The 15,073-nt window shown below is 68.8% G+C and carries 12 protein-coding genes and 4 pseudogenes; 12 read left to right on the plus strand and 4 right to left on the minus strand.

What is annotated here, in order from left to right:
• Positions 1–7: 7 nt before the first annotated feature.
• The 6 genes and pseudogenes from MSM1_RS19700 to MSM1_RS19725 all read left to right on the plus strand — a co-directional run bounded on the left by MSM1_RS19700 (position 8) and on the right by MSM1_RS19725 (position 6,967).
• On the plus strand, positions 8–1,051 hold the full coding sequence (locus MSM1_RS19700; RefSeq protein WP_213445542.1) for a YafY family protein: 1,044 nt from the start codon (positions 8–10) through the stop codon (positions 1,049–1,051).
• A gap of 51 nt (positions 1,052–1,102) precedes the next feature.
• Positions 1,103–2,062: pseudogene (locus MSM1_RS19705) on the plus strand (helix-turn-helix transcriptional regulator); the annotation flags it as partial.
• 73 nt (positions 2,063–2,135) lie between these two features.
• The gene (gene tatA, locus MSM1_RS19710; RefSeq protein ID WP_213445547.1) at positions 2,136–2,402 is read left to right on the plus strand and encodes a Sec-independent protein translocase subunit TatA; all 267 of its coding nucleotides are present in this window, start codon (positions 2,136–2,138) and stop codon (positions 2,400–2,402) included.
• A 138-nt stretch (positions 2,403–2,540) separates the two neighbouring features.
• On the plus strand, positions 2,541–3,398 hold the full coding sequence (tatC, locus tag MSM1_RS19715; protein ID WP_236057235.1) for a twin-arginine translocase subunit TatC: 858 nt from the start codon (positions 2,541–2,543) through the stop codon (positions 3,396–3,398).
• Positions 3,382–6,153 (plus strand): RNA helicase, encoded by a 2,772-nt coding sequence (locus MSM1_RS19720; RefSeq protein WP_213445551.1) that lies wholly within the window; start codon positions 3,382–3,384, stop codon positions 6,151–6,153. The genes tatC and MSM1_RS19720 overlap by 17 nt, the downstream gene beginning before the upstream one ends.
• Positions 6,154–6,229: 76 nt before the next feature.
• Positions 6,230–6,967: a DUF4333 domain-containing protein gene (locus MSM1_RS19725; protein WP_213445553.1), complete on the plus strand. Its 738-nt coding sequence runs from the start codon at positions 6,230–6,232 to the stop codon at positions 6,965–6,967.
• 33 nt (positions 6,968–7,000) lie between these two features.
• Here MSM1_RS19725 and MSM1_RS23115 read toward each other — a convergent pair.
• The 3 genes and pseudogenes from MSM1_RS23115 to MSM1_RS19735 all read right to left on the minus strand — a co-directional run.
• Positions 7,001–7,356, minus strand: a pseudogene (locus MSM1_RS23115) (hypothetical protein); the annotation flags it as partial.
• A gap of 586 nt (positions 7,357–7,942) precedes the next feature.
• Positions 7,943–8,533 (minus strand): annotated as a pseudogene (locus tag MSM1_RS19730) (succinate dehydrogenase iron-sulfur subunit); the annotation flags it as partial.
• An 88-nt stretch (positions 8,534–8,621) separates the two neighbouring features.
• The gene (locus MSM1_RS19735; protein ID WP_213445555.1) at positions 8,622–9,581 is read right to left on the minus strand and encodes a 5'-3' exonuclease; all 960 of its coding nucleotides are present in this window, start codon (positions 9,579–9,581) and stop codon (positions 8,622–8,624) included.
• A 40-nt stretch (positions 9,582–9,621) separates the two neighbouring features.
• Here MSM1_RS19735 and MSM1_RS19740 point away from each other — a divergent pair, with 40 nt between their 5' ends.
• Together MSM1_RS19740 and MSM1_RS19745 are read left to right on the plus strand one after the other, a co-directional pair.
• Complete coding sequence (locus MSM1_RS19740; protein WP_213445557.1) at positions 9,622–10,749, plus strand: Xaa-Pro peptidase family protein; 1,128 nt, start codon at positions 9,622–9,624, stop codon at positions 10,747–10,749.
• 82 nt (positions 10,750–10,831) lie between these two features.
• Positions 10,832–11,497: a GNAT family N-acetyltransferase gene (locus MSM1_RS19745; protein WP_213445560.1), complete on the plus strand. Its 666-nt coding sequence runs from the start codon at positions 10,832–10,834 to the stop codon at positions 11,495–11,497.
• A 45-nt stretch (positions 11,498–11,542) separates the two neighbouring features.
• Here the strand turns inward: MSM1_RS19745 and MSM1_RS19750 are convergent, their stop codons facing one another.
• Positions 11,543–11,950 (minus strand): F420-dependent biliverdin reductase, encoded by a 408-nt coding sequence (locus MSM1_RS19750; RefSeq protein WP_213445562.1) that lies wholly within the window; start codon positions 11,948–11,950, stop codon positions 11,543–11,545.
• Positions 11,951–12,047: 97 nt separating this feature from the next.
• Here MSM1_RS19750 and MSM1_RS22225 point away from each other — a divergent pair.
• From MSM1_RS22225 to MSM1_RS19765, 4 genes and pseudogenes are all read left to right on the plus strand, one after another.
• Positions 12,048–12,146: pseudogene (locus MSM1_RS22225) on the plus strand (oxidoreductase); the annotation flags it as partial.
• 77 nt (positions 12,147–12,223) lie between these two features.
• Complete coding sequence (gene cbiE, locus MSM1_RS19755; RefSeq protein ID WP_213445564.1) at positions 12,224–13,408, plus strand: precorrin-6y C5,15-methyltransferase (decarboxylating) subunit CbiE; 1,185 nt, start codon at positions 12,224–12,226, stop codon at positions 13,406–13,408.
• A complete protein-coding gene (gene cobM / locus MSM1_RS19760; protein WP_213445566.1) occupies positions 13,405–14,190 on the plus strand; it encodes a precorrin-4 C(11)-methyltransferase in 786 nt (261 codons plus the stop codon). The genes cbiE and cobM overlap by 4 nt, the downstream gene beginning before the upstream one ends.
• Positions 14,187–14,930, plus strand: coding sequence for a cobalt-precorrin-6A reductase (locus tag MSM1_RS19765; RefSeq protein WP_213445805.1), 744 nt, complete (start codon positions 14,187–14,189; stop codon positions 14,928–14,930). The genes cobM and MSM1_RS19765 overlap by 4 nt, the downstream gene beginning before the upstream one ends.
• The last annotated feature ends 143 nt before the right edge of the window (positions 14,931–15,073 follow it).

Below are 15,073 nucleotides of genomic sequence, written 5' to 3' on the forward strand. Positions count from 1 at the left end.
TATATGGGTGGCAACCTCCAAAATTGAAAGGCTGATGAACCTGGTCATCGCCTTGCTGGCTACCCGCGGCTATATCACCGCCGAAAAAATCAGAGCCACGGTCGCGGGTTATGCCGACAGTCGCACCGACGAGGCATTCTCGCGGATGTTCGAGCGTGACAAAGCCGAGCTGCGTGAGCTTGGCATCCCGCTGGAAACCGGGAAGGTGTCGCCCCTGGACCCCACCGAGGGCTACCGCATCAACCGCGACGCCTACGCATTGCCCGACATCCAGTTGACCCCCGAGGAGGCCGCCGCGGTGGCCGTCGCCACCCAACTGTGGGAATCCCCCGAACTGATCACGGCAACCCAAAACGCGCTACTCAAGCTGCGCGCAGCCGGAGTCGACGTTGATCCCGACGCCCCGGTGGCCATCTCTTCGGCCGCCTGGTCCGCCGGTGTGCGCGGATCGCAGGACATTCTCGGAATCCTGTTGTCTGCCATCGATTCCGGGCAAGCTGTGCAGTTTCCTCACCGCTCGTCGCGCGCCGAGCCGTTCACTATGCGCACCGTCGAGCCATGGGGTGTGGTCACCGAGAAGGGTCGCTGGTATCTCGTGGGCCACGACCGCGATCGCGATGCGACCCGTGTCTTCCGGCTGTCGCGGATCGGCGCCGAGGTAACACCGATCGGGCCGCCGGGCGCGAGTCGCCGGCCCGACGGTATCGACTTGCGCAAGCTCGTGGCCGAATCGGTCGCTGCGGCCACTGCGGGGACGACCGGCGCGCAGGCCAGGGTGTGGGTCGCCGAGGGCCGGGTCACGGCGCTGCGGCGCGCCGGGCGGTCCCTTGGGCCGCGGAAGCTGGCCGGCCGCGACGGCGAGGTGATCGAACTCGACATCGGATCCGCCGAGCAGCTGGCGCGTGATGTCGCAAGTCATGGAGCCGACGCCGTGGCGCTGGAGCCGGCGTCCCTGCGTGGCGGCGTGCTGGACCGGCTGCGCGCCCAGGCCGGCATAGGCCGCGCCGGCGACGATGCGGCGCGAAGCGATGAGAAGGAGCGGCGCCCATAGGCCGCGCCGGCGACGATGCGGCGCGAAGCGATGAGAAGGAGCGGCGGCGAAATGACCCAGCTATCCGCGCGCCTGGTGCGGCTACTCAACATGGTGCCGTACTTCCAGGCTCATCCCCGGGTCTCCAGAGCCGAGGCCGCCGCCGACTTAGGGGTGTCCATGAGGCAGCTCGAAGAGGACCTTGACCAGTTGTGGATGTGCGGCCTTCCCGGCTACGGGCCGGGTGACCTGATCGACTTCGAATTTTGTGGCGACAACATTGAGGTGACATTCTCAGCCGGCATCGACAAACCCCTCAAGCTCACTTCGCGGGAGGCCACCGGGTTATTGGTGGCCCTGCGGGCACTGTCGGACATCCCCGGGGTGATCGACCCGAAGGCGGCCCACAGCGCGATTGCCAAGATCGAAGCGGCGGCGGGCACCGTCGGGCACGGCACCACCCACTCGACCGTTGATGAGCCCGCACGCGCCGAGAATCGGGCGGCGGCCGCGGTTCGCGCCGCGGTGCGCAGCAATCACGCGGTGGCAATCGACTACTACGCGGCGTCACATGACACACTGTCCAGCCGGGTCGTCGACCCGATCCGGGTGGTGCTCATCGGCGATCACAGCTATCTGGAGGCCTGGTCGCGCGAGGCGGAAGGAGTCCGGCTGTTCCGCTTCGACCGAATCATCGACGCCCGGGTGCTCGATGAGCCGTCCGCGCCCCCGCAACGCGCGGTCCAGGCGCCGCCGGATACCGCGCTGTTCCGGGCCGATCCATCCCTTCCCGCGGCAACACTGCGAGTGGCCCCCTCGGCGTCGTGGATGTTCGAGTACTACCCGATGCGGCTGCTGCGTGAGCTGCCCGACGGGTCCTGCGAAGCGGCGATGACCTACGCCTCCGACGACTGGATGACCCGCCTGGTGCTGGGGCTGGGGCCCGCTCTGCAGGTGCTGGCCCCTGACTCGCTGGCGCGGCGGGTACGCGACGCGGCGACAGCGGCGCTGGAGGCCTACCGGGTCGCGGCGGGTTCCGATCGAGACCAAAACGACGAGTCGTCTAGCTGCGGTAGCATCGTGGCGACGTCTGGAGGTAACCAAAGTGGGCAGTCTTAGTCCGTGGCACTGGGCGATCCTTGCCGCCGTCATGATCGTGCTGTTCGGCGCCAAAAGGCTTCCCGACACGGCACGGGCGTTGGGCAAGTCGTTGCGCATCTTCAAATCCGAAGTCCGTGAACTGCAGAACGAGAGCAGATCGGAAACATCAGCCGCCCGGCCCGTGGAGCCGACAGAGGTGCGCCCGGTGCCGTCCGAGCGGGTCAATCCGCCTGCGGCGCCCGGGCAAGGCCAGGACGCGCGTCCGGTTTAGCCCGATAACACCGGCGCGGCGCCCGGGCGCCACCGAGTGACGGTCGTGACAGTGTTGAGAGTGTCGGCGCGCACCGCACGCTTGTTCAGGCGGCTCGATCCACGCCTTCGTCGCAGCCGCACCAACCCCGATGCCACGATGTCGCTGGCCGCCCACCTGAGCGAGCTGCGCACCCGGCTGTTGATCTCGCTGGCCACGATCGCGGTCAGCTCCGCGCTGGGGTTTATCTGGTATTCGCATCCGCTGTTCGGGCTGGAAAGCCTGGGGGAGTGGCTGCGTCACCCATACTGCACGCTGCCACCGTCGGCGCGCGCCGACATCAGCTCTGGGGGACAGTGCCGGTTGCTGGCCACCGCGCCATTCGACCAGTTCATGCTGCGGCTCAAGGTCGGGATGACCGCCGGAATCGTGTTGGCCTGCCCGATGTGGCTTTACCAACTCTGGGCGTTCATCACTCCCGGGCTGTATCAGAAGGAGCGTCGGTTCGCGGTGGCGTTCGTGTTCCCGGCGGCGGTGCTGTTCGTAGCGGGCGCGGTGCTGGCCTATCTGGTGCTCTCGAAGGCGTTACGCTTTCTGCTGACTGTGGGCAGCGACGTGCAGGTGACGGCATTGTCCGGTGACCGGTACTTCGGTTTCCTGATCAACTTGCTGCTGGTGTTCGGGATCAGCTTCGAGTTCCCTTTGCTGATCGTCATGCTCAACCTGGTTGGCTTGCTGAGCTATCAGCGGCTGAAATCCTGGCGACGGGGCTTGATTTTCGCGATGTTCGTATTCGCGGCGGTGTTCACACCGGGATCAGACCCGTTCTCGATGACCGCGCTCGGGCTGGCGCTGAGCCTGCTGCTCGAATTGGCCATTCAGATAGCTCGCCTGCACGACAAACGGAAAGCCAAGCGTGAAACGGTGATTCCCGATGAGGAAGCGTCGGTGATCGAGCCGCCATCGCCGGTGACGGCACCGTCGCACATTGCCGGAATCCATGACGACATCACCTGAGAACCGCTTTGTGGCCGGGACCGAGTTGGCCCGGTTCGCCGCTGAGCTGCCCTTCGCGCTGGACGACTTCCAGCGGCGCGCTTGCGCGGCGCTAGAACGCGGCCACGATGTGCTGGTATGCGCACCCACCGGCGCCGGCAAGACGGTGGTCGGCGAGTTTGCAGTGCACTTGGCGCTGGCCGCCGACGGCAAATGCTTCTACACCACGCCCCTGAAAGCCCTGAGCAACCAGAAGCACACCGATTTGGTGGCGCGCTACGGCCGGGATCGGATCGGGCTGTTGACCGGCGACCTGTCGGTCAACGGCAACGCGCCGGTGGTGGTGATGACCACCGAAGTGCTGCGCAACATGATCTACGCCGATTCGCCGGCGCTGCACGGACTCTCCTACGTAGTGATGGATGAGGTGCATTTCCTCGCCGACCGGATGCGGGGCGCGGTGTGGGAGGAGGTCATCCTGCATCTGCCCGATGAGGTGCGCCTGGTCAGCCTGTCTGCGACGGTCAGCAACGCCGAGGAGTTCGGTGGCTGGATTCAGACCGTGCGCGGCGACACCACGGTAGTAGTCGACGAGCATCGGCCGGTTCCGCTGTGGCAGCACGTCTTGGTGGGCAAGCGGCTATTCGACCTTTTCGACTACCGGGCTGGTTCAGAGCCCGGCCCGGGGCGCGGGCCCCGTGTCGACCCGCACCTGCTGCGCCACATCGCGCATCGCCGCGAGGCCGACCGGCTAGCCGAGCGCCGGCCAGGCCGTCGGGGCCCCGGACGGGCCGACCGGCTTTGGGGCCCGAGTCTCTACCGCCCGCCCACCCGGCCGGAGGTGATCCGCATCCTGGACTCCGAGGGGCTGCTGCCGGCAATCACATTCGTGTTTTCCCGGGCGGGATGCGACGCGGCGGTCAAGCAGTGTCTGCGGTCTGCGCTGCGGCTGACCACTGAGGAGGAGCGGGCACGAATCGCGGAGGTTATCGATCACCGCTGCGGCGATCTCGACGACACCGACCTGGACGTGCTGGGCTACCACGAGTGGCGGGAAGGGCTGATGCGCGGCTTGGCTGCGCACCATGCCGGGCTGCTGCCGGCTTTCCGGCACACCGTCGAGGAGCTGTTTACCGCGGGGCTGATCAAGGCGGTGTTCGCCACCGAAACCCTGGCGCTGGGTATCAACATGCCCGCTCGCACCGTGGTGCTCGAACGGCTGGTGAAGTTCAACGGCGAGCGGCATCTTCCCCTGACCGCGGGCGAGTACACCCAGCTGACCGGCCGCGCCGGCCGCCGCGGCATCGACGTCGAGGGCCATGCGGTGGTGATCTGGCATCCCGATGTGGATCCGGCCGAAGTCGCCGGCCTGGCGTCGACCCGCACCTTCCCGCTGCGCAGTTCGTTCAGTCCGTCCTACAACATGACGATCAACCTGGTGCAGCGGATGGGGCCCGAAGAGGCACACCGGCTGCTGGAGCGGTCCTTCGCCCAGTACCAAGCCGACCGGTCGGTCGTCGGGCTGGTCCGCGATGTCCGGCACGGCGAACAGCTGCTCGACGAGATCGCCGCCGAACTCGGCGGCCCCAATGCGTCGATCCTCGACTACGCGCGGCTGCGCGCGCAGGTGACCCAACGGGAGCGCGCTCAGGCGCGGGCAATGCGGGTCCAGCGACGGCAGGCGGCCACCGACGCGCTAGCCGCGCTGCGTCGCGGCGACATTATCAGCATTCCCCATGGTCGCCGCGGTGGCCTGGCGGTGGTGCTGGAATCCGCCCGCGACAGCGCGGATCCACGCCCGTTGGTGCTCACCGAACATCGCTGGGCCGGCCGGATATCGTCTGCGGACTATTTCGGCGCGGTGGCCCCCGTCGGGTCGATGACCCTGCCCAAACGGGTCGAGCACCGCCAGCCGCGGGTGCGCCGCGATCTGGCGTCGGCGCTGCGCTCGGCCGCCGCAGGTCTGGCGAGGCCGGCTCCCCACCGCGACACGGAGCCCGCGGACGAGCTTCCGGACGTTGAATTGGCGTTCCTGCGCCAGCAAGTGCGCCGTCATCCCGCGCACCGCGCGCCCGAGCGGGAGGTCCAACTGCGGGCCGCGGAGCGCTACTTGCGCATCGAGCGTGACAACGCACGGTTGAAGCAGCAGGTGTCGGCCGCTACCCATTCGCTGGCCCAGACGTTCGACCGGATTGTCGGGCTGCTCGCCGAGCGGGGCTTTATCGAGATCGTCGGCGGTGACTATCGCGTCACCGCCGACGGCCGGTTGCTTGCGCGGATTTACAGCGAAAGCGATCTGCTGGTCGCCGAATGTTTGCGCACCGGGGCGTGGGCGGGTCTGGGGCCCGCCGAGCTGGCGGGGGTAGTTTCGGCGGTACTTTACGAATCCCGCGGCGCTGACGGCCCGGTGTCGGTGCAGGCCACAGCCGTGCCCACGCGGCGGTTGCGCCACGCGCTGGAGCGCACTCATGGATTGTCGAACGAGTTGCGCGCTGACGAGCGCCGATATCGACTCACCCCGAGCCGCGAGCCCGACGACGGCTTCGTCGAGGTCATCTATCGCTGGGCCGAAACCGGGGATTTGGCTGCGGCGCTGGCTGGTTCGGATCTGGGCGGTGCGCTGCTTCCGGCGGGAGATTTCGTGCGCTGGTGCCGACAGGTGCTTGATTTGCTCGACCAAATCCGCAACGCTGCGCCCGCCCCAGACCTGCGGACCACCGCCCAGCGCGCTATCGACGACATTCGGCGCGGCGTTGTCGCAGTTGACGCCGGGTAGGCTGGGCGCGAGCTACCGTACATCGGGCGCCGTGTGATCAGGATGTGAACCAGGACTGAGAGGACCGAGCCAACCGATGAGTGGACCGCAGGAACCCGATCCGACGCAGTGGCAGCCGCCCGGTCAAGGCGAGGGTCAGCAAGCCCAGCAGCCACCGGTGCAGGCGTCTCCCTGGCAACCCGGTAGCGATCAGCAGGCCTGGCAGGCGCCCGCCTACACGCCCCCCGAGTATCAGCCGTATCAGCAGCCGTCGGCGCCGTTCTACCCACCTCCCCCTTATCAGCAGCAGTATCCGCAGCCCACCCCGGGCTATCCCCGGCAGGAACCGTACGCCGCACCGCCCGGTCAGTACCCGCCGCAGCCGGGTCCCTACACCGCAGCGCCCGGTCAGTACCCGCCACAGCCGGGCCAGTACGGCCAGACCGGTCAGTACCCGCCGCAGCCGGGCCAGTACGGCCAGCCGCCCGCGCCCTCTCGGCGGTCTGTCGTGGTGATCGGCACGGTAGTCGGAGTGTTCGCGGCGGTCGTCCTGGCGGTGGTGCTGGTGCTCGGCTTTTGGGCGCCCGGGTTTTTCGTCACCACCAAACTGGACATCAGCAAGGCTCAGGCTGGCGTCCAACAGATTCTCAGCGACGAGACCAACGGATACGGCGCGAAGAACGTCAAAGACGTCAAGTGCAATAACGGTCAGGATCCCATCGTCAAAAAGGGTGCCACCTTCGACTGCGAGGTCAGTATCGATGGCACCATCCGCCACGTGACGGTGACCTTCCAGGACAACAAGGGGACCTACGAGGTGGGCCGGCCCAAATAACACCGGGCCGGCTGACAGCTCGTAGGTGATCTCGATGAGGTATTTGGCGTCGAGCGCCGCGTGGTCATTGCTGCCGTGACCCTTGACGGTGTAGGTGCCGTCCAGGGCAACGCCCACTTTGGCTTTGGCGCCCTCGACGGCGGCATCACGGCGGTGCCGGTCACCGTCTTGTCGAGGTTGAACTCGTTAATCGACGCCATGGCGACCAGGAACCTCCGACGAGTCGACCGCCGGCGGGTGGACACCTTGGAGGGACAACCATCCGGCGCCGCGTTGGGTTCGGCGGCCGACGTGGGAAGGCCATCGTCTGTGCAGACTAGGCGAGGAGCGGCCGGATCCCGGGAAGCCGAGCTGTGACGGGTTGGGCAGAAGTTACAAACTGAGGTGATGCTCGTCAGACGCGGTAGCCCCGGAGTGTGTGACGGCACGCAGAGACTTGGGCCGAAGGTGCAGCTTGCAGCACTGGTGCTTCATCGGTCACACAAGTCACCGCTCAGCTCAAGTGGGTATTTGCCCGCCTTCGAGCGATTTCGCGATGTTGTCGTGACCAGGATGCGCTGGCCTGACGATGAGCGACTTGCGGCGCCTGCGGTTGCGTGGAATCGAACTCCTCGACACATTCACGATGGCCTGTTTGACCACGGTCCCGCGACCATCGCCGACCTGGTCGAGGCGCTCGCCTCGCAGGGCTTCGACTGTGGTAAGCCGGCGCCGGAATCGGTGTCGGACGCGTTGCGGTGGGAAGTGCGACGGGCCGCGTGCGGCCGGCTCGGGCGGGCCGCTACGGTCCGGGACGGATGCCACGTGGCGCGGAGCATCGCATCCATCAACGGGTGCTGGCAACTGCGCGCCGAAAAATCGCTCAGAGCCGGGCACACAGCATGTTGACCTGCGCGGTGACTCGCGTGGCAGACGCGGTGGATGGTACCGGCGCCAGCGGCGTGTCCTTGCACGCTCGCAATGGCGGCCACCCGCTCAGCGCGCGAACATCAGCGCGTGGCTCACCTCCTGGATCGCCTTGGTCACCTCGATGCCGCGCGGGCAGCCCTCGGTGTAGTTGAGCGTGGTGCGGCAGCGCCAGACCCCATCGACGTCATTGAGGATGTCCAAGCGCTCGGCGGCGGCCTCGTCGCGGCTGTCGAAGAGGAAGCGGTGCGAGTTGACGATCGCCGCCGGCGGAAGTAGCTGGCCTCATGCCAGAACACCGGGCAGCTGGTGGTGCAGGCCGCGCACAGGATGCATTCGGTGGTGTCGTCGTCACGGGCCCGGTCGGCCGCGCTGTGAATCCGCTTGCGTGTCGGCGGGTTGCCACTGGTGATCGGGTACGGCTTCACCGCGCGGTAGGCGGCAAAGAACGGCGCTATGTCGACCACCAGATCCTTCTGCGCCGGCAGCCCGCGGATGGGTTCGACCGTGATGGTCACCGGCTTGCCCGGCTTGTGCGGCGGCAAATCACGCACCAGCACCTTGCATGCCAGCCCACGCCAGCCGATTATGTCCGTTGATCCGCATGGCGTCCGAGCCGCGCACGCCGTGCGCACAGGAGCGCCGGAAGGTGAGCGTGCCGCGCCCCTCGGGGATCGGCGGCGGGTCGTGCTTGATGCAGTTCTGATAGCGCGTCTGCAGGATCATGTGGCCGGTCCGGCCCAAGTCGTCATTGCGCCGGCGGCTCGCCCAGTGCTTTTTGCAGGCGGGCTGCCGGTGAGCCCACCCCGTGGCGGGTGGCCAGCGTGGCGACGCGCTGCGGGTCGGCCGCGGCCGCCGGCAGGGTGTCGGACGGCGTTGACAAGGTGACCGGCGCGTCGGTGGCCACCCGAACGACCGGGACCGCGGCCTGGATGTAGCCGGCGGCGGCCACTAGCTTGCTTCGAAGGCCCCTGCCCATCGGCGACCGTGGGTCCCGGGCCGCCTCGAGAATCCGCTCCAGCGAGCCATGCTGAGTCAGCAGCGCGGCCGCGGTCTTCTCGCCGATGCCTGGCACACCCGGCAACCCGTCGGATGGGTCGCCGCGCAGCACTGCCAGCTCGGCGTAGGCCGCACCGGCCCGCCGCACCGGCAGCCCATAGTGGCTGGCTACCTCGGTGGGCCCGAACATCGTCGCTTTCGACAGGCCGCGGCCCAGGTAGAGCACCCGAACGGAAACGGGATCGTCGGCTACCACCTGCAGCAGGTCACGGTCCCCGCTGATCACCACGACGGGATCGCGGCGTTCCGCGGCGGCCAGTGTGCCGATCACGTCGTCAGCCTCGAACCCGGGTGCGCCCCCGGTGGGGATCCCGAAGGCGTCGAGCAGCTCGAGAATCGTGTCGACCTGCGCTGTCAGCTCGTCGGGCACCTCCTCGAGGTCGGATTGGCCATCCGGTTGCGTGCGGGCGACACGGTGGGCCTTGTACGACGGGATCAGCTCCACCCGGAACCGCGGTCGCCAGTCCAGGTCCAGGCACACCACCAGCCGGGCCGGCCGGTGCCGGGCGATGACGAGGGCCAGGGAGTCGAGGAACCCGCGCACCGCGTTGACCGGCCGGCCGTCGGGCGCGGTGATCGATGAGGGCAGCCCATAGTAGGAGCGAAACCACATGCTCGCACCGTCGAGCAGCAGCAGCGGCGCGGGCATAGTTGTCATCCTGCCAGCTTGACGACGTAGCCTGACGGGCGTGGACTCCCGGCGATTCGACGCCCCGGTGTATGCCCGCCGGCTGGCCGCGGCCGCAGCCGCTACCGCCGAGGCGGGCCTGGCCGGGCTGGTAATCACCCCGGGCCACGACCTGCGGTATCTGGTCGGTTCGCGCGCGCAGACTTTCGAGCGGCTCACCGCACTGGTGGTGCCGGCATCCGGAAACGCGAGCGTCGTGGTGCCCCGGCTGGAGCTGGCCGCGCTCCACAACTCCGCGGTAGCCGAGCTGGGCCTGCCGGTGCGGGACTGGGTTGACGGTGACGACCCCTACCGGCTGGTGGCCGCGGCGCTCGGCGGTGTGCCCGCCGCGGTGGCCGTTAATGACTCCATGCCCGCCCGGCATCTGTTAGCCCTGGCCAGCGCCCTCGCAGCCCTGCCGGCACTGGCCACCGGTGTGCTGCGTGGGCTGCGAATGATTAAAGACCCGGCGGAAATGGACGTCCTGCGTAAGGCCGGGGCGGCCATCGACCGGGTGCACGCCCAGGTGCCGGGATTCCTCACACCGGGCCGGACCGAGGCCGATGTTGCCGCCGAGATTGCCGAGGCGATTGTGGCCGAGGGACATTCGGAGGTTGCGTTCGTGATCGTCGGTTCGGGCCCACACAGCGCCGACCCGCATCACGAGTGCTCGGACCGGGAATTGCGGGCCGGGGATGTGGTGGTGGTGGACATTGGCGGCGTGTATGAGCCGGGATATCACTCCGACTCGACCCGCACCTACTGCATCGGTGAGCCCAGCGCCGAAGTAACACAGCGGTATTCGATCCTGGAACGCGCCCAGCGGGCGGCCGTGGCCAAGGTGCGTCCGGGCGTGACCGCCGAGCAGGTCGACGCCGCCGCCCGTGATGTGCTGGCCCGCGCCGGGCTGGCCGAGCAGTTCGTGCACCGCACCGGCCACGGGATCGGGCTGGCGGTGCACGAGGAGCCTTACATCGTCGCGGGCAACGGGCTGCCATTGGCCGCGGGAATGGCGTTCTCGGTCGAGCCGGGCATCTACTTCCCGGGCCGCTGGGGGGCGCGCATCGAGGACATCATCATTGTGACCGAGAACGGCGCCATGCCCGTCAACAACCGGCCGCGCGAGCTGGTCGTGGTACCTGTCGGCTGAACCCGCCGTGACCGTGCGCCGCGAGAGCCAGTGCCCCGCACCGGAAGTTCAATGCCCGGGCCGGCGTGACTAGGCTAATCGAATGATCAACCACGACCGCGCCGCCGCCCGCAGGGAGATCGCCGACGCTTTGCTCACCGCGTTGGAACGCCGTCACGAGGTGCTCGATCTGATCGTGGAGGCGAAGGACCGGCCATCGGCGGTCGACGGCATCGTTTCGTTGCTGGGCACCTCACGCCTGGGCGCCGAGGCGGTGATCGGCATGTCGTTTGACCAGCTCACCAGGGATTCGCGCAAAAAGATCGCTGCCGAACTCGACGACTTGAACAGGCAACTGACCTTCACCCTGCGGGAACGGCCGGCGAGCTCCGGCGACACCCTCGTGCTGCGCCCATTCGCCGGCGCATCCGATCGCGATATCTTCGCCGCACGCACCGCGGACATCGGCGCCCCCGGGGACGGATCCCCGGGGTCGGCCGGCGATCTCGACGAGGAGATCCGCGCGGCGCTGGCGCGCATCGACGCCGAGGAGGCCGCCTGGTTTGTCGCACTCGACGGCACCCAGAAAGTCGGGATGGTCTTCGGTGAGCTCGTCGGGGGCGAGGTGCATGTCCGGATCTGGATCCGCCCCGAATGCCGGCATCGTGGCTACGGCACCGCCGCCCTGGCCAAATCGCGGCCGGAGATGGCGGCCTATTTCCCCGCGGTACCCCTGGTGATTTGGGCACCCGGAGCCCGGCCTGGGTAAGCGGTTGTGGGGCCGCGCCGCGGGCGCCAGTGCCGGCCGGGCCCGCTAGCCGCGCTCAAGCAAATGCGCGGAACCCAGCACCCGTTCCACCCGGACCTCGATGACCACTCGCCGGGGGTTGGGTCGGGGGGTCCGGTACCGCTGGGCGTACCGCAGCTCCGCGTCACGCACGGCGGCGATGTCGCTGTTGACGGTGGCCCGGCCCTCCAGCGAAAGCCAGCGGGCGCCGTCCACCTGGCTGAGCACCGCGATCCCGGCGCGCTCGGCGTTGAGCGCCTTCTGCGAGCCGCCGGTGGTGATCACCCGGGCGATGTGCGTTGAGGGGTCGAAGGTGAACCCGACCGCCACCACGTGGGGAGAGTTGTCGGCGCGCAGCGTCGTCAACATGGCCAGATGGCGTTCGGTGAGAAACGCCAGTGCCTCACTGGTGAGCCGGGTCGTGGTGTGTGCCATCACCGCCCACGCTAGCGCAGGTCATAATCGCAGCCGTGGACGACACGGGCGCCGGGCCGGCGGTGATATGTGGCGGCCGCGGCGAGATCGGCACCGAGCGTGCGCTTCGCCTGGCGCCGGGGTGCGGGTGCTGATCGTGCGACCCGGGTTTGTCATCGGACGGATGACGCGGGGGATGGCGCCCGGCCCCGTCGCCACGATGGGCCGCGCCGACGACAACGTCAAGCGCGGCCGGGCGGGGGTATCGTTCGGGTGCGGGGGAGGGTGGTGCGCATGATCGTGGTGGTCGGCATCGGCGCGGACGGCATGGCGGGGTTGTCGGAGGTGTCGCGTTGTGAATTACAAGGGGCCACAGTTATTTACGGTTCACAACGGCAACTGGGCCTGCTCGACGAGACGGTGGTGGCGGCGCGGCGGGAGTGGCCGTCGCCGATGCTGCCCGCGCTGCGCCGCCTCGGTGACCGCCCACCCGGTGATGCGGCCACGGTGCACGTGCTGGCCAGCGGCGATCCGCTGCTACACGGTGTCGGTGCCACGCTGCTGCGGATGTTCGGGCCCGAGCGGGTGCGGGTGCTGCCGCACGTCTCGGCGGTGACGCTGGCGTGCGCGCGGCTGGGCTGGAGCGTGCCGGACACCGAGGTCATCAGCCTGGTCACCGCATCGGCGCACACCGCGGTGCGCCGCGGCGGCCGGGCGGTCGTGCTCTCGCGTGACCGGTCCACGCCGCAGACCCTGGCGGTGCTGCTGGACGCGTGTGGTCGCGGCGACTCCGAGTTCAGCGTGCTCGAGCAGCTCGGCGGTCCCGGGGAACGCCGCCGCGACGGCACCGCGCGCCAGTGGGCCGCCGACGCGCCCGTCGACGTCGACGACCTCAACGTGATCGCGGTGCGCTATCTGCCCGACGAGCGCATGTCGCCAGTGCCTGACCACGCGTTCCGGCACGACGGGCAGATCACCAAGCACCGGATGCGCGCGGTGACTCTGGCGGCGCTGGCGCCGCGTCCGGGGGAACGCTTGTGGGACGTGGGCGCGGGCTCGGGCAGCATCGCCGTCGAGTGGTGCCGCAGTTGGCGTGGCTGCACCGCGGTGGCGTTCGAGCGCAATGAGCACCGCCGCCAGAATATCTGGTGCAATACCGTGGCCTTCGGTGTCGACATCGAGGTGCGCGGGGAGGCGCCGGAGGCTTTCCAAGGCGCTGCCACGCCGTCGGCGGTCTTCATCGGCGGCGGGCTCACCCGACCCGGTCTGCTCGACGCCTGCCTTGACGCCTTGCCCGCGGGTGGGCGACTGGTTGCCAACGCGGTCACCGCTGAGTCTGAAGCTGTTGTTGCACAGGCGTATTCACGCTTTGGCGGCGAACTGCGACGTTTTCAGCACTACCATGGCGAGCCGCTCGGCGGCTTCACCGGCTGGCGCCCGCAGCTGCCGGTCACCCAGTGGGAGATGTCCAAGCCGTGACCGTCTACTTCATCGGGGCGGGCCCCGGTGCCGCGGATCTGATCACGGTGCGCGGGCAGCGGTTGCTCAGCCGATGCCCGGTGTGCCTCTACGCCGGGTCGATCATGCCGGGGGACCTGCTGGCCTGCTGCCCGCCGGGGGCGCGGATCGTCGACACCGGCCCATTGACCCTGGAGCAGATCGTCGCCGAGCTGGCCACCGCCGACGCCGCCGGGCATGACGTTGCGCGGCTGCACTCCGGTGACCCCTCGCTGTACAGCGCGCTGGCCGAGCAGTGCCGCCGCCTGGGCGAGCTGGGCATCGGATACGAAATCGTGCCCGGGGTCCCGGCTTTCGCGGCCGCCGCCGCCGCCCTGGGCCGCGAGCTGACCGTTCCCGGGGTCTCGCAGACGGTGACCCTGACCCGGGTGGCCACCGTGTCGACGCCGATGCCGCGCGGTGAGGACCTCACCGCGCTCGCCCGATCCGGCGCCACCCTGGTGCTGCACCTGGCGGCCGCCCAGATCGATGCGATTGTCCCGCAGCTGCTGAGCGGGGGGTATCGGCCCGAGACACCCACTGCGGTGGTGGCTTTCGTTAGCTGGCCGCAGCAGATTGTGCTGCGCGGCACCCTGACCGATATCGGAGGGCAGATGCGCGGCGCGGGGATCCGCAAAACCGCCGTCATCATCGTCGGTGACGTGCTCGCGGCCGAGGGATTCCTCGACAGCTACCTGTATTCGGCGGCCCGGCGCGCCGGTCAGGAATTTTCGCCGTCACCCCGCGGCCGGGAGGCGCACTGATGCGGGTTCTGCTGCTCGGCGGCACCGCCGAGGCACGAGCACTGGCAAACGTTTTGCATCCCGGCGTCGACATCATCAGCTCGCTGGCCGGCCGGGTGCCGCGTCCCGCGCTGCCCGCCGGCCCGGTGCGGGTCGGCGGGTTCGGCGGCGTCGACGGCCTGCGCCGCTGGCTGCGCGACGAGCGGATCGGCGCCGTTGTCGACGCCACCCATCCGTTTGCGACGACCATCACCGCGCACGCCGCGAAGGTGTGCAAAGAGCTGCAGCTGCCCTACCTGGTGCTGGCCCGCCCGCCGTGGGATCCCGGTGACGCCATCGTCGTGGCGTCGGATATCGAAGCAGCGGAAACTGTTGCTTGTAAAGGTTTTTCGCGAGTGTTTCTGACCACCGGCCGCTCCGGTGTGGCGGCCTTCGCCGCCAGCGACGCGTGGTTTTTGATCCGTGCGGTCACCGCGCCGGAGGCGGCCGTGCTGCCGCGCCGCCATGAGATCGTGCTCTCGCGCGGGCCGTATCACTACGACACCGAGTACGCGTTGTTGCGCGAGCACCGCATCGACGCACTGGTCACCAAGAACAGCGGCGGCGAGATGACCAGGGCAAAGCTGGACGCCGCGGCGGCGCTGCACATCGCGGTGGTGATGCTGGCGCGCCCGTCGCTGCCGGCAGGGGTGCGTGTGGTCGGCACCGTCGACGAGGCCGTCGAGTGGGTCGCCCAACTGCCGGGCCGCAGGCCCGGCTAATCAGGCGTCAAATGCACCCCTACGGCAAGCCGGCTTCCCGCATAATACCGGGTAGGGTATATATCTTTAGTCGGAGCGGTGCGGCCGCAGCCACCACGGCATCGAGTGATTCGCTGCGCCGCAACGGTGCGGGCGTGGAACTA

Origin of the sequence: Mycobacterium sp. SM1 (genome assembly GCF_018361265.1) — a bacterium.
GTDB lineage: Bacteria > Actinomycetota > Actinomycetes > Mycobacteriales > Mycobacteriaceae > Mycobacterium.